The sequence below is a fragment of the Arthrobacter sp. Y-9 genome (assembly GCF_029690065.1).
Lineage (GTDB): Bacteria > Actinomycetota > Actinomycetes > Actinomycetales > Micrococcaceae > Arthrobacter_E.
In genome coordinates this window covers 2236373-2249761 of the sequence record NZ_CP121463.1, presented here as the reverse complement: position 1 = coordinate 2249761, position 13389 = coordinate 2236373, and the positions used below count along the sequence as shown (strand labels likewise).

General features: G+C 69.8%; 11 protein-coding genes. 9 read left to right on the top strand and 2 right to left on the bottom strand.

What is annotated here, in order from left to right; translation table 11 throughout:
* Positions 1-10 precede the first annotated feature (10 nt).
* On the top strand, positions 11-2230 hold the full coding sequence (locus P9849_RS10110; protein ID WP_278266686.1) for an ATP-dependent DNA helicase RecG: 2220 nt from the start codon (positions 11-13) through the stop codon (positions 2228-2230).
* Positions 2231-2290: 60 nt separating this feature from the next.
* Positions 2291-2854, top strand: a complete 564-nt coding sequence (rsmD, locus tag P9849_RS10105) for a 16S rRNA (guanine(966)-N(2))-methyltransferase RsmD (RefSeq protein WP_278266685.1) — start codon at positions 2291-2293, stop codon at positions 2852-2854.
* A gap of 149 nt (positions 2855-3003) precedes the next feature.
* On the opposite strand, the gene P9849_RS10100 is transcribed toward rsmD, so the two are convergent.
* Together P9849_RS10100 and P9849_RS10095 are read right to left on the bottom strand one after the other, a co-directional pair.
* Complete coding sequence (locus P9849_RS10100) at positions 3004-3789, bottom strand: fused MFS/spermidine synthase (protein WP_278266684.1); 786 nt, start codon at positions 3787-3789, stop codon at positions 3004-3006.
* Complete coding sequence (locus tag P9849_RS10095; RefSeq protein WP_278269146.1) at positions 3786-4991, bottom strand: aminotransferase class I/II-fold pyridoxal phosphate-dependent enzyme; 1206 nt, start codon at positions 4989-4991, stop codon at positions 3786-3788. The genes P9849_RS10100 and P9849_RS10095 overlap by 4 nt, the downstream gene beginning before the upstream one ends.
* 178 nt (positions 4992-5169) lie before the next feature.
* Here P9849_RS10095 and coaD point away from each other — a divergent pair, with 178 nt between their 5' ends.
* The 7 genes from coaD to ftsY all read left to right on the top strand — a co-directional run bounded on the left by coaD (position 5170) and on the right by ftsY (position 13223).
* Positions 5170-5652, top strand: a complete 483-nt coding sequence (coaD, locus tag P9849_RS10090; protein WP_208189183.1) for a pantetheine-phosphate adenylyltransferase — start codon at positions 5170-5172, stop codon at positions 5650-5652.
* Positions 5653-5737: 85 nt separating this feature from the next.
* Complete coding sequence (locus P9849_RS10085) at positions 5738-6325, top strand: YceD family protein (RefSeq protein ID WP_347567897.1); 588 nt, start codon at positions 5738-5740, stop codon at positions 6323-6325.
* 52 nt (positions 6326-6377) lie between these two features.
* Positions 6378-6581, top strand: a complete 204-nt coding sequence (gene rpmF / locus P9849_RS10080; RefSeq protein WP_066210751.1) for a 50S ribosomal protein L32 — start codon at positions 6378-6380, stop codon at positions 6579-6581.
* Positions 6582-6597: 16 nt separating this feature from the next.
* Entirely contained in the window at positions 6598-7293 is a 696-nt protein-coding gene (gene rnc / locus P9849_RS10075; RefSeq protein WP_278266682.1) for a ribonuclease III, read from the top strand.
* A 3-nt stretch (positions 7294-7296) separates the two neighbouring features.
* Positions 7297-8256, top strand: a complete 960-nt coding sequence (gene mutM, locus P9849_RS10070; RefSeq protein WP_278266681.1) for a bifunctional DNA-formamidopyrimidine glycosylase/DNA-(apurinic or apyrimidinic site) lyase — start codon at positions 7297-7299, stop codon at positions 8254-8256.
* Between the two features lie 143 nt (positions 8257-8399).
* On the top strand, positions 8400-11996 hold the full coding sequence (smc, locus tag P9849_RS10065) for a chromosome segregation protein SMC (protein WP_278266680.1): 3597 nt from the start codon (positions 8400-8402) through the stop codon (positions 11994-11996).
* Between the two features lie 21 nt (positions 11997-12017).
* A complete protein-coding gene (gene ftsY, locus P9849_RS10060) occupies positions 12018-13223 on the top strand; it encodes a signal recognition particle-docking protein FtsY (RefSeq protein WP_278266679.1) in 1206 nt (401 codons plus the stop codon).
* Positions 13224-13389 lie beyond the last annotated feature (166 nt).

Genomic DNA, 13389 nt, shown 5'->3' with positions numbered 1-13389 from the left:
ATGATGACCCATGGAACAGCACACCTCGCTTGAGCTCCTTCTCGGCAAGCGCGTGGCCGGGAGCCTGGAGAAGAATCTGGGCCTGCACACCGTGGCGGACCTCCTGGACGACTTCCCGCGCCGGTACCTGGACCGCGGAGAGCTGAGCAGCATCGAGACCCTGCCGTTCGATGAGGACGTCACGATTCTCGCCCGCGTCATCTCGAGCAGCACCCGCACCATGCGCGCCCGTCGCGGCTCCATCACCGAAGTGGTGATCAGCGATGCCGAGGACGAGTTCGGGCCGGCGCTCTCCTCCGTGAAGCTGAGCTTCTTCAACGGCTTCAAGGCGAAGCAGCAGCTCCAGCCGGGCGTGCTGGCGCTGTTCTCCGGCCGGGTCGGCTCCTATGCCGGCAAACTCACGCTCACCAATCCGGACTTCATCCTGCTGGACGAGGCGGTCACGAGCACCGCGGACGCCGAGGCTCTCGCGCGGATGCCGATCCCCGTGTACGCGGCCACCGCGAAGGTGAGTTCCTGGACCGTCCAGCGGGCCGTCGGGATCGTGCTGGACCGGGTGGACACCGGCGGCTGGGGCGACCCGATCCCCGCGGAGATCCGCCGCCGGAAGCACCTTCCCGGGCTGTCCGAGGCGTACCGGATGATTCACCAGCCCGCCACGGCCGAGGACTACTGGCGTGCGCGTCACCGCTTCCGGTACCAGGAGGCGCTGGTCCTCCAGACGGCGCTGGCCCGTCGCCGCGCGGAGATGGCGCAGGAGGTGGCCACCTCCCGTCCCGGAAGGCTCGACGGCGCGCTCCAGGTCTTCGACGCCCAGCTTCCGTTCACGCTCACCGCGGGACAGCGGCGTGTGGGCGAGGAGCTCTCCCGCGACCTGGCGACCTCCCATCCCATGAACCGGCTTCTGCAGGGCGACGTGGGTTCGGGAAAGACGCTCGTGGCGCTCCGGGCGATGCTTCAGGTGGTGGATTCGGGCGGTCAGGCCGCACTCCTCGCCCCCACGGAGGTCCTCGCCGCTCAGCACGCCGAGTCGATCCGCAGGACCCTCGGAACCCTCGCGCGCGACGGCCTCCTCGGCCCCGGCGACGGCCCCTCCGTGAGCGTCGCCCTCCTCACGGGTTCCCTCTCGACGGCGGCACGCCGCCAGGCGCTCCTGGATGCGGCCTCGGGCGACGCGGACATCGTGGTGGGCACGCATGCCCTGCTGGGGGAGAACGTGACGTTCTTCGACCTCGGGCTCGTGGTGGTGGACGAACAGCACCGCTTCGGTGTGGAGCAGCGGGACGCCCTCCGCGCCAAAGCGGACGCCCCGCCGCACCTGCTCGTCATGACGGCCACCCCCATCCCGCGCACCGTGGCCATGACGGTCTTCGGCGATCTGGAGACCTCGGTGCTGGACGAGCTGCCGGCCGGACGTGCGCCGATCGTCACCCATGTGGTGGGACTGCAGGAACACCCGTCCTGGGAGGCGCGGCTCTGGCAGCGGGCCCGGGAAGAGGTCGACGCCGGACGCCAGGTGTACGTCGTGTGCCCCAAGATCGGCGATGGTGACATCTCCAACGACGACGGCGGCGAGGGCCTCGCCGACCCGGCCGGCGGTGAGCAGGGCACGCAGCAGCTCGCCGGCGTCGTGGGCATGCTGGAGACGCTCCGCGCGGCTCCGGCTCTCCAGGGTGTGCGGGTCGAAGCCCTGCACGGACGCATGGCCCCCGAGGAGAAGTCCGCCACCATGGCCGCCTTCGCAGCCGGGGAGGTCGGCGTGCTGGTGTCCACGACGGTGATCGAGGTGGGCGTGGACGTCCCGAACGCGACGCTCATGGTGATCCTCGACGCCGACCGCTTCGGCATCTCCCAGCTGCACCAGCTGCGCGGCCGGGTGGGCCGTGGTGGCCTGCCGGGCACGTGCCTCCTGGTGACGCGGCTGGAACCGGATCATCCCAGCAGGGAGCGGCTGACCGCCGTCGCCGCCACGACCGACGGCTTCGCGCTGTCCCAGGAGGATCTCAAGCTGCGGCGTGAAGGCGATATCCTGGGCGCCCGGCAGTCGGGCGGGCGGTCGACGCTCAAGCTGCTGCGGGTCATCCAGGACGAGAAGATCATCGCCGAGGCCCGGGACGACGCGCAGGATCTGGTAGCCGAGGACCCCACCCTGCAGCAGCATCAGGCGCTCCGGGTGGCGATGGAGAATTATCTGAACCCTGAGAAGGAAGCCTTCCTTGAACGGGGCTGAGCACGGACACCGGTGCGCGGCGGGACCCGAGGTCCGCGAAGCACTCGAAGGAAGGAACCCATGAGCCGGATCATCGCAGGCGCCGCCGGAGGTCTGAGCCTGGTCTCGGTGCCGGGCACGGCCACGCGCCCCACCACCGACCGGGTCAAGGAGGCGCTGTTCTCGCGCCTGGAGTCGTACGGGATCCTGCAGGGCGCCGAGGTGCTGGACCTCTTCGCAGGCTCCGGAGCGCTCGGCCTGGAAGCCGGGAGCCGTGGCGCCGCCTCGGTGACACTCGTGGACTTCGACGAGAAGGCCTCCCGGGTGTGCCAGAAGAACGCCGAGCTGGTGACGGCTTCGGCCAAGGGGCTGCGGACGTCGGTGCAGCGGGCCAAGGTGGCCACGTTCCTGGAGCGGACGGCCGTGGGATCGTGGGACCTGGTGTTCCTCGACCCGCCGTACCCGCTCACCGAGGAGGACCTGGTGAGGGTGCTGGAACTGCTCGTGCCGCGGCTGTCGGACGGCGCCGTCGTGGTGCTCGAGCGGAGCTCGCGGTCTCCCGAGCCGGGGTGGCCCGCGGGGCTCGAGCGGTTCGCGGAGAAGAAGTACGGCGAGACGACCCTGTGGTTCGCGGAGCCGGCCTGAGCGTTCGTTCCTGAGGCTGGCGGGTCTTCGTCTGACGTGCGCCCGTCGGGTGTTTTCCCCCGCGGCTTAGACCCGCCTCTGCGCTCGTTCCTCGCTGCGAGGCGCGATGCGCCGCTTCCGGGAAAGCACCCGCCGGGCGGCCCCCTAGTTCACCCCAGCCAGTCTTCGAGCTCCATGCCGCTCAGGACCGCGGCGGGGTGGGGTCCTGCGGCCAGGAGCGCGTCCGTCCAGGCGGCGGGCCACGGTTCGGCGCGGGCCGCGAACACGATGTTGCCCGGGTAGCGCGCGGCGAGCATGCCTGTCTCGCAGAGGGCCGCGACCCCGCCGGGGAAGACCTCCAGGAGTGCCTTGCCCTGGCTGCGGATGAGGGTGAAGGGCGGGTCGTCGCCGACATTGACCAGGAAGAGCCCGCCCGGTTCGAGCCGCTCCGCCACTTCGCGGTAGAAATCCGCCGACGCGAGGTGCGCCGGGGCTTCCGGACCGGAGAAGACATCCAGCACCACGACGTCGAAGCGCCGCGGCCCGCCGTCGGCCTCCGGTTCCAGCGCCGCGAACTCCGCTCGCGCATCTCCCAGCGCCATCTCCAGCAGGGTGCCCTCGGGCAGGGGCAGTTCCGTCAGGACGAAGTCCGGCAGCTCACGTTCCAGTTCCACGGCCCACTGGCGCGAGCCGGGGCGCGTGTGCTGCAGATACCGCGGCAGGGTGAGGGCGCCGGCGCCGAGGTGCGCGGCCGTCACGGGCTGTGCGGGCGGCGCCACGAGATCCGTCGCGTGGGCCATGCGGGCGAGGTACTCGTAGAAGATCTGGCCCGGGTCGGCCAGGTTCACGTGGGACTGCTCGGCGCCGCCCAGTGCGAGGATCGCGGAGCCGGGCACCAGGGTGTCCGGCTCGATGCTCGCGTGGACGCCGCTGGCCCGGAGGTACCGCGAGCTCACCGGCTCACCTCTGAGGACTGGCCCAGCGCGTCGCTCAGCCCGCTCAGGCGGGCGACCGCCTCACGGAGCACCGGCTCACGCTTGCAGAAGGCGAAGCGGAGCAGACTCGCGGTGCGGCGTGCGCCGTCGTCGTGGCAGAAGACCGAGAGCGGGATGGCCGCCACCCCGATACGTTCCGGCATCAGCCGCGCGAGTGCGGCGGCGTCATGGAAGCCCAGGGGAGCGGTGTCCACGGTGACGAAGTAGGTGCCCTGCGGCTCGTAGACGGTGAAGCCGGCGGCCCGCAGACCGTCCGAGAGGAGGTCCCGCTTCCCGCGCAGCGTTTCGGCGAAGCCACGGTAGAGGGAGTCGTCCAGATTGAGTGCCGATGCCACGGCGCCCTGGAACGGTGTCCCCGAGCTGTAGCTCAGGAACTGCTTGACGGTCCGGGCGGCCGCGACCAGGGGAGCGGGCCCGCTCAGCCAGCCGACCTTCCAGCCGGTGAAGGAGAAGGTCTTGCCGGCCGAGGAGACCGTGAGGGTGCGGTCGAAGGCGCCGGGACGCGTCGCGATCGGCACGTGGGGCACGTCGAAGGTCAGGTGCTCGTAGACCTCGTCGCTCAGGATCACCGCGTCATGTCGCGTGGCCTGCTCGACGATCAGGTCGAGCACCTCCGTCCCGAACACCACACCGCACGGGTTGTGAGGGTTGTTGAGGATCACCAGCCGCGTCCGCGGACCGAACGCGGCGGCCAGTTCCTCCGGTTCCGGCTGGAAGTCCGGGGCGCGCAGCGGGACGGTGCGGTGCACGCCGCCGGCCAGCGCGATCATCGCCCCGTACGAGTCATAGAAGGGCTCGAACGTCACCACTTCATCACCCGGACGCACGACGGCGAGGATCGCCGCCGCGATCGCCTCGGTGGCGCCGGTGGTCACCACCACCTGGGTCTCCGGATCGAGACCGATCCCGTAGAAGCGATGCTGATGTCCGGCGATGGCCTCGCGGAGCGGCTGGATCCCCTTGCCCGGCGCGTACTGGTTCTCGCCGCGGGCGATCGCCTCCTGGGCGAGCTCGCGGATGGGCCCGGGGCCGTCCTCGTCGGGGAACCCCTGGCCCAGGTTGATCGCCTGGTGCCGGACCGCCAGGCCCGTCATCTCCTCGAAGATGGTCGTCCCCAGGGAGCCGTCGGCGCCGAGGAGGTTCGCTCCCCGGGCCGCGTCCATCCACGGGGAGTCCGTCAGCCAGGTGAGGTCTTCTGCTGGAGTCACGTGAGGTGCCTGCTTCGCATGGTGCCGCTCCGGGGCGTCCGCGCCCGTGCATCACGTCGTGGGCCCTGGGAGGAGGCGCGGCGCGCCCCTGTCGGTCATGCTATCCCGGGCGCCTCTGCTGTAGCGTCGAGACATGCGTCGTGCTGTGTGCCCCGGTTCCTTCGATCCCATCCATCATGGGCATCTCGAGGTGATCGCGCGTGCCGCGAACATCTTCGATGAAGTGGTGGTGGCCGTGTCGACCAATCCTGCCAAGAAGTACCGCTTCACGCTGGAGGAACGGCTCGACATGGCGAGGGAGACGCTCGGCTATCTGAGCGGGATCATCGTGGAGCCGATGGGGGAGGGACTGCTCGCCGAGTACTGCCACCGCCGCGGCGCCAGCGCCATCGTCAAGGGCCTTCGTTCCTCGAGCGATTTCGACTACGAACTCCCGATGGCCACCATGAACCGGCAGCTCTCCGGCGTGGAGACGGTCTTCCTCGCGGCGGAGGGCCGCTTCACCCACATCTCCTCCTCCCTCATCAAGGAAGTGGACTCGCTGGGCGGGGACATCTCTGATTTCGTGCCCCGTGCCGTGCTCAAGCGGCTTGGCGGCGGCGCGCCGAAGGGCTGAGACCCGGCGGTTAAGGGTAGGATTTCTGGGTGGACGGACCGGGCTCACGCCTGCGGTTTGAGTCAAGTGCCTGCCTCACGCTAAGATGGTTCGTCGGTCCTATGTTCTTTCAGGAGTTCTCATCAAACGCGATCACCGCACACCTTTGACTATCGACGTCAAGGATCTTGGGCGTAGCCCAGGCAGCATGCGGACCCTGGAAGAGCAGGTGCCAGCACCAAGTGATCTTGGTGTGCCGCTCATTGGCGTCAAGGAAGGATCCCCCGTGGAACTGGACTTGAGGCTGGAGTCCGTACACGAAGGAATTCTGGTATCGGGTACCGCGGATGTCCTCATCGAGGGCGAATGCGGCCGCTGCCTGGATCCCCTTGCGTATGACCAGCGCGTCACTGTGCAAGAGCTTTTCTTCTACCCGGAACACGTGTCCGCGGCAGAGGGAGACGATGAAGAGCAACGTCGAGTCGAGCACGATGAGATCGATCTTGAGCCGGTGTTGCGGGATGCGGTAGTCACTGCGCTGCCCTTCCAGCCGGTGTGCCGGGAAGATTGTCAGGGCTTGTGTTCCGAATGCGGAATTCGCCTTGATGACGAGCCGGGGCACCACCACGAGGTATTGGACCCTCGCTGGGCTGCCCTCGCGAATTTGCAAGGCCAAACCGGCAAAACCGATTGATTCAGTGTTGGACCCAAGTTCAGAGATGGACTGAGAGAGAAAAGAGTTAGCCGTGGCTGTTCCCAAGCGGAAGATGTCTCGCTCGAATACCCGTGCCCGCCGCTCCCAGTGGAAGGCTGCCGCCCCCAACCTGGTGAAGACCGTTGAGAACGGCCGCGTCACCTACAGCCTGCCGCACCAGGCCAAGGTTGTGACCGACTCCGCCGGTACCGAGCTCTTCCTGGAGTACAAGGGCCGCAAGGTCGCTGACGTCTAATCCGCCCCCGGCTGATATGACGTCTTCACCCGAAGACCTGATGAAGCGTCTCGGCGTCACTCTTGACGCCGAGACGCTTCGTCTTGCACTCACACACCGGTCCTATGCCTACGAGAACGGCGGGATCCCCACCAACGAGCGCCTGGAGTTCCTGGGCGACTCCATCCTGGGATTCTCCGTGACCGACGCGCTGTACCGTGATTACCCGGATCTGCCGGAAGGCGAGCTGGCCAAGCGCCGCTCCGCCGTCGTCAGCACCCGGGCGCTGGCCGGCGTCGCGCGCCAGCTCGGCGTCGGGGAGCACATCTACCTCGGCCAGGGCGAGAAGCGCACCAACGGGATGGACAAGGCGTCGATCCTCGCGGACACGATGGAAGCCCTGATCGGCGCCTGCTACCTCAACCACGGGATCGACGTCGCGCGGGACATGGTCATGCGCCTGATGGGTCCCCTCCTGACGGATGCCGCCGCCCTGGGCGCGGCCACCGACTGGAAGACCTACATCCAGGAGTACGCGGCCAGCCGTCAGCTCGGCCCCGTGATCTACGACGTCACCGGCTCCGGCCCGGATCACGCCCGGGTCTTCCAGGCCGTGCTCATGATGGGTGGCACCGCCTACGGCACCGGCCACGGCAACTCCAAGAAGGAAGCCGAACAGGAAGCCGCGGGTGACGCCTGGCGTCAGCTGAACCCCGCTCCGGTCGAATCCTGATCCATGCCTGAACTGCCCGAAGTCGAGGTGGTGCGCTCCGGCCTGGAGCGGTGGGCGGTCGGCCGCCGCATCGAACACGCGGAAGTGCTCGACGCGCGGAGCATCCGCCGCCACGACGGCGCGCCTTCCCACTTCACCTCCTCCCTCGGCGGCGCCCGCATCAACGCGGCGGTCCGCCGCGGCAAGTACCTCTGGCTTCTGCTCGAGCCGGCCGGGGGAGAGACCGATCGTCCCGGCCCGTTTCCGGCCACCGCGCTCCTAGCCCATCTGGGCATGAGCGGCCAGCTGCTCCTCGAAGAGCCGGACGCCCCGCACGAGAAGCACTTGAAGGTCCGTCTGTCCCTCAGCCCGAGCGCCGGGATGCCGGACGAGCTGCGGTTCGTGGACCAGCGCATCTTCGGTGGGCTGTCGGTGACCTCTCTCGTGCCGACCCTCGACGGGCTGCCCGGCGGGCGTGGTTCCGAGGCGCCTCTGCTGCCCGGCGAGGTCCGGAACATCGCCCGGGACCTGCTCGATCCTCACTTTGATCCCGAAGCAGTGCACCGGGTGCTCATCCGCCGGCGCAGTACCGTCAAGCGAGCCCTGCTGGACCAGAACCTCCTGTCCGGCGTGGGCAACATCTACGCCGACGAGGCGCTGTGGGCCGCGCGTCTGCACGGCGAACGCTCGACGGCGACCCTGCGGAGGCCCGAGACGTTCCGGCTCCTCGACGCGTGCCGCGAGGTCATGGAACGAGCCCTGGCCGCGGGCGGCACCAGCTTCGACTCCCTGTATGTGAACGTGAACGGGGCATCGGGGTACTTCTCCCGGTCCCTGAACGCTTACGGACGGGAAGGGCGGCCGTGCCTGCGCTGCGCCGCCGAGGGCCGGGAGACGCTCATCTGTCGCGCGTCGTTCATGAACCGCTCCTCGTACTTCTGCCCCAAGTGCCAGCCGGTGCCGCGGGGGCGGCGGGCGGACTAGCGGCCGCCGCCCCGGCCCCGAGCCGCCTGACCAAGCCCTCCGCCCCACCGCGCCACCCTCAGAATCCCCGCCATCCCGGGATAGTCTTGGGGGACGCGTATTCCTCCAACCCGTCCTGAGCCGGCCAGAGAGTCCCCACCACCGTGCACCTGAAGAACCTCACCATCCGTGGCTTCAAGTCTTTCGCCTCGGCTACGAGCTTCACGTTCGAGCCGGGCGTGACGGCCATCGTGGGGCCCAACGGCAGTGGTAAGTCCAATGTGGTGGACGCCCTCGCCTGGGTCATGGGGGAGCAGGGCGCCAAGACCCTGCGCGGCGGCAAGATGGAGGACGTCATCTTCGCCGGGACCTCCGGGCGCCCGCCACTGGGCCGCGCCCACGTCTCGCTCACCATCGACAACGCCGACGGCGCCCTGCCCATCGATTACAGCGAAGTCACCATCTCCCGCACGCTCTTCCGCACGGGCGGCAGCGAGTACGCCATCAACGGGACCAGCTGCCGCCTTCTCGACATCCAGGAGCTCCTGTCCGACTCGGGCCTCGGCCGCGAGATGCACGTGATCGTGGGGCAGGGCCAGCTGGACCGCATCCTCCACGCCACCCCGGAGGACCGCCGCGGCTTCATCGAGGAGGCCGCCGGCATCCTGAAGCACCGCCGCCGGAAGGAGCGCACGCTCCGCAAGCTCGACGCCATGCAGGGCAATCTTCAGCGCCTCAGCGACCTCTCCGCCGAGCTGCGCCGCCAGCTCGGACCGCTCGGGCGGCAGGCCGCCGTCGCGCGTCGGGCCCAGACCGTGCAGAGCGAACTGCGGGACGCCAAGGCGCGTCTTCTCGCGGACGATCTGGTGCGACTCACCGGGGAGCTCGAGTCCGACGCCGCCCGCGAGCAGGCGCTCCGGGAGCGGATCGCCGTGGTCGAGGCGGATCTCGCGCAGGGCCGCGAACAGCAGTCCCTCGCCGAGCAGTCGGCCGCCGCGATGTCCCCGCGGATCACCCAGGCCCGCGCGACCTGGCACCAGCTGACCACCGCCCGGGAACGCCTGCGCGGCCTCGGTCAGCTCGCCACCGAGCGCCACCGCCTGCTGGGCAGCTCGGAGCCCGTGACACGTCACAATGACGCCGAGCAGATGGAGCAGCAGGCCGTCCGGGCCCGGGAGGAAGCCGCCCGGATCGCCGCCGAGGTGGAGCAGCTGAAGGAGATGCTCGACGTCGTCGTGAACCAGCGGGCGGAAGCCGAAGCGCTCGCGCGGGCCGAGGACGCCCGGGTGACCGCTGCGCTGCGGGCCGCCGCGGACCGCCGGGAGTCGCTCGCCACCCTGAGCGGCAAGGTGGGCGCCGCGCGGTCGCGCGTGCAGTCCGTCGAGGCGGAGCTTGGCCGCATCCACGACTCCCTGCTGGAATGCGAACGTCGCCGCGCGACGGCGGAAGCCGAGTTCGCGTCCCAGGAAGCCGAACTCGCGGACAGCGAGTCCGGCGAGCAGGACCTGGACAGCGAGTACGAGCAGGCCGCCGACGCCCTGGAAACTCTCGAAGCGCAGGACGAACGGCTCGCCGCGGAACAGCGCGACGCCGAGCACCAGCTCGCCGCGCTCGGCGCCCGGATCGAGGCGCTCCGCCAGGCCACGGCGCCCCGGGACGGCAGTGCCCGTCTGGAAGGCCATCCCGGGATCCTCGGGAGCATCGCGAACGCCGTCAAGGTCACGCCGGGTCACGAAGCCGCCATCGCCGCGGCCTTGGGACCGTTCGCCGAGGCGCTCGTCGCGGACGGGGTGGAGGGCGCCGCCCGCGCGCTCGAACAGCTCAAGGACGAGGACGCCGGACGAGCGAACGTCCTGATCGGGCGTCCTGGCGAGCAGGACGGCCCGGCAGGGACCGAGCCGACGGAGAGGCCCGAGGGCGCTGTGCCTGCCGACGCCGTGCCCGCACGCGCCGTCGTGACCGCCCATGGCCCCGGCGGGGAAGCGGTGCTCCGGCTGCTGGAGTCCGTCCTCATCGCCGAGACCCTCCAGGCGGCCGGCAGGATCCTGGCGGCGGCACCGGACTCCACCGTGGTGACGCGCGAGGGCGACGTCCTCTCCGCCCACACCGCGAGCGGCGGTTCCCCGGCGAGCGGCTCGCTCCTGGAAACCCAGACGGCCCTCGAGGAGACCGAGCAGCGGCTCAGCACTGTGACTTCGGAGCTCGAGCGGCTGCGGTTCGCCCGCAAGGGTCTCGCGGACCAGCTCGAGCAAGCCAGGGAACGGGCCGACGCCGCCCTGGACCGCCTGCACGAGTCCGACGCCACCCTCGCCGCCTCCGCCGAGAAACTCGGCAGCCTCAAGGGGCAGCTGCGCTCCATCACCGCCGAGGCCGAACGTCTGCGCGAGACCCGCGACCGGGCTCAGAAGACCCTTGCCCAGGAGAACGAGAGCCTGGAAACCCTCGCGGCCCAGCTGACCCGGGCCCACGAGGACGCCTCCCAGTCGCAGGAGGGTGAAGCGATCCAGGACCAGCGGGAGACGCTGGAGACCCGCGCCCGTGAGGTCCGGGCCATGGAAGTGGATGCCCGGCTCGCGTTGCGCACGGCCGAGGAACAGCTGTCCAACGGCGAACGCCGGGCGGCAGGACTGGAGCGCGCGGCCGCGAGCGAACGCCGGGCCCAGCAGGAAGCCGTGGTCCGTGCCGAGCGCCGCCGTCGGCAAGCTGCCCGTGCGGCCGCCGTCGCGGAGGCCGCACGGCAGGCCGTCCTGGTGGCGGACCGCTCCGTCGAATCCGCCGCCGCGGAACTCGCCCGCGTGGAAGAGGACGGCAGCAAATACGACACTCTCCTCGGAGGCCTGCGCGCCGGGAACGACGCCCTGGCCCGGGAACTCGCGGAGCTGACCGGGTCCGCGCACCGTGACCAGCTCGCACTCACCCAGCAGCGCGCGCGGATCGAGGCCGTGGAGCAGCGTGCCATCGACGAACTCGGACTCGGACCGGAGGAGCTCGTGGCCGAATTCGGGCCCCACCTCCCCGTGCCGTCGGTGGACGGCGCCCAGGACAAGTGGGCCGAGCTGCGGCAGGAGGTGGATGATGAGGGCAATCCCATCCCCACGGGCGTGCCCTTCGTCCGTGCTGAGCAGGAGAAACGTCTCAAGCGCGCCGAGAAGGACCTGTCCTCGCTGGGCAAGATCAACCCGCTGGCGCTCGAGGAGTTCGCCGCGCTGGAGGAACGCCATCAGTTCCTCAACACGCAGCTCGAGGACCTGAAGGCGAGCCGCAAGGACCTTCTGGACATCATCAAGGAAGTGGACGCCCGCGTGCAGGAGGTCTTCTCCCAGGCGTTCGCTGACACGTCGGAGCAGTTCGTGCACGTCTTCGGGCGGCTGTTCCCCGGCGGCGAGGGCCGGCTGGTCCTGACCGATCCGGATGACATGCTCACCACCGGCATCGAGGTCGAGGCCCGGCCCGCCGGCAAGAAGATCAAGCGCCTGTCCCTGCTGTCCGGCGGCGAACGGTCTCTGACAGCCGTGGCGCTTCTCGTGGCGATCTTCAAGGCGCGCCCCTCGCCGTTCTACGTCATGGACGAGGTGGAGGCCGCCCTGGACGACGTCAACCTCGGCCGCCTCATCACGATCTTCGAGGAGCTGCGGGAGTCCAGCCAGCTGATCGTGATCACGCACCAGAAGCGCACCATGGAGGTGGCGGACGCCCTCTACGGCGTCACGATGCGCGGCGACGGCGTCACCACGGTGATCTCACAGCGCATGGGGGAGTAGCCCGCGTGAGAAGCTAGGGGGGTGAATGACGTCCTCCTTCCCGTGATCCTGTCCATCGTCGGCGCCCTGGTGGTCATCGGCCTGGCGGTCCCGCTGCTTCTCAAGGGCCGCAACTCCCGGAAGTACACCAGCACGCGTGACGCGAACGATCCCGTGCGTCCCTCCTCGGGCGGCACCGCCGTCCTGGACCGCGACGACGAAGCGGCCGCCGCGCACGACGCCGCCACCTCGCCCTCCGCGGGCACGCTCGTCGAAGAGCCCGTCGAGGAGGTCCTGCCCGCCGCGCCGCTCGTGGAGCGCCCCGCGCCGGTGGCCGGCCGCCTGAACCGTCTCCGGGCCCGCCTGGTCGGCTCCGGCAACATCCTGGGCAAGGGCCTGCTCGCCCTGCTCTCCAGCGACCGCATCGACGAGGACACCTGGGACGAGATCGAGGAGACCCTCCTCCTGGCCGACCTCGGCACCGAGCCGACCACGGAGCTGATGGATGCGCTCCGCGCCCGCGTGAAGGTCATGGGCACCCGTGACACCGCCGAGGTCCGCGCCATGCTGCGCGAGGAGCTCCTCAAGCTCGTCGACCCGTCCATGGACCGCGCCCTGAACGTGACCCGCCATGCCGAGCGCCCCGCCGTCGTGCTCGTGGTGGGTGTCAACGGCGTCGGCAAGACCACCACGGTCGGCAAGCTGGCCCGTGTGCTCGTCGCCGAGGACAAGGACGTGCTCCTGGGCGCCGCGGACACCTTCCGCGCCGCCGCCGCCGAACAGCTCACCACCTGGGGCGAGCGCGTGGGCGTGCCCACCGTCAAGTCCGACGTTGAAGGCGCCGACCCGGCGTCGGTCGCCTACGAGGCCGTGAAGGCAGGCATCGAGCAGGAAGTCGACGTGGTCATGGTGGACACCGCCGGCCGCCTGCAGAACAAGACCGGTCTGATGGACGAGCTCGGCAAGGTCAAGCGCGTCATCGAGAAGCTGGCCGAGGTGGACGAGGTACTCCTGGTCCTGGACGCGACGACGGGCCAGAACGGCCTCACCCAGGCCAAGGTGTTCTCCGAGGTCGTGGACATCAGTGGCATCGTGCTCACCAAGCTCGACGGCACCGCCAAGGGCGGCATCGTCGTCGCGATCCAGCGCACCCTGGGCGTCCCGGTGAAGCTCGTGGGCCTCGGCGAGGGCCCCGACGATCTGGCGCCGTTCGACCCCGAGGCGTTCGTCGACGCGTTGCTCGACTGAGCATTTCTCCGGACCACAGAACTCCGGATCCCTTCCGAAGGCCCCGCAGGCGAACGCCTGCGGGGCCTTCGTGCGTCCCGGGGCCGCGAACCTGGCCGTGAAACATGCCGGAAACGTTTCCGACACCGACCCTTTACGCCCGGGCCGGAAGCGTAACAACCACGCA

Bases quoted from the DNA above. Each gene is read 5' to 3' on its own strand.
- P9849_RS10085 (WP_347567897.1), top strand. From the start codon at position 5,738: ATGGTTCGTCGGTCCTATGTTCTTTCAGGAGTTCTCATCAAACGCGAT.
- rnc (WP_278266682.1), top strand. From the start codon at position 6,598: ATGACGTCTTCACCCGAAGACCTGATGAAGCGTCTCGGCGTCACTCTT.
- coaD (WP_208189183.1), top strand. From the start codon at position 5,170: ATGCGTCGTGCTGTGTGCCCCGGTTCCTTCGATCCCATCCATCATGGG.
- P9849_RS10110 (WP_278266686.1), top strand. From the start codon at position 11: ATGGAACAGCACACCTCGCTTGAGCTCCTTCTCGGCAAGCGCGTGGCC.
- mutM (WP_278266681.1), top strand. From the start codon at position 7,297: ATGCCTGAACTGCCCGAAGTCGAGGTGGTGCGCTCCGGCCTGGAGCGG.
- P9849_RS10095 (WP_278269146.1), bottom strand. From the start codon at position 4,991: ATGGACGCGGCCCGGGGAGCGAACCTCCTCGGCGCCGACGGCTCCCTG.
- rsmD (WP_278266685.1), top strand. From the start codon at position 2,291: ATGAGCCGGATCATCGCAGGCGCCGCCGGAGGTCTGAGCCTGGTCTCG.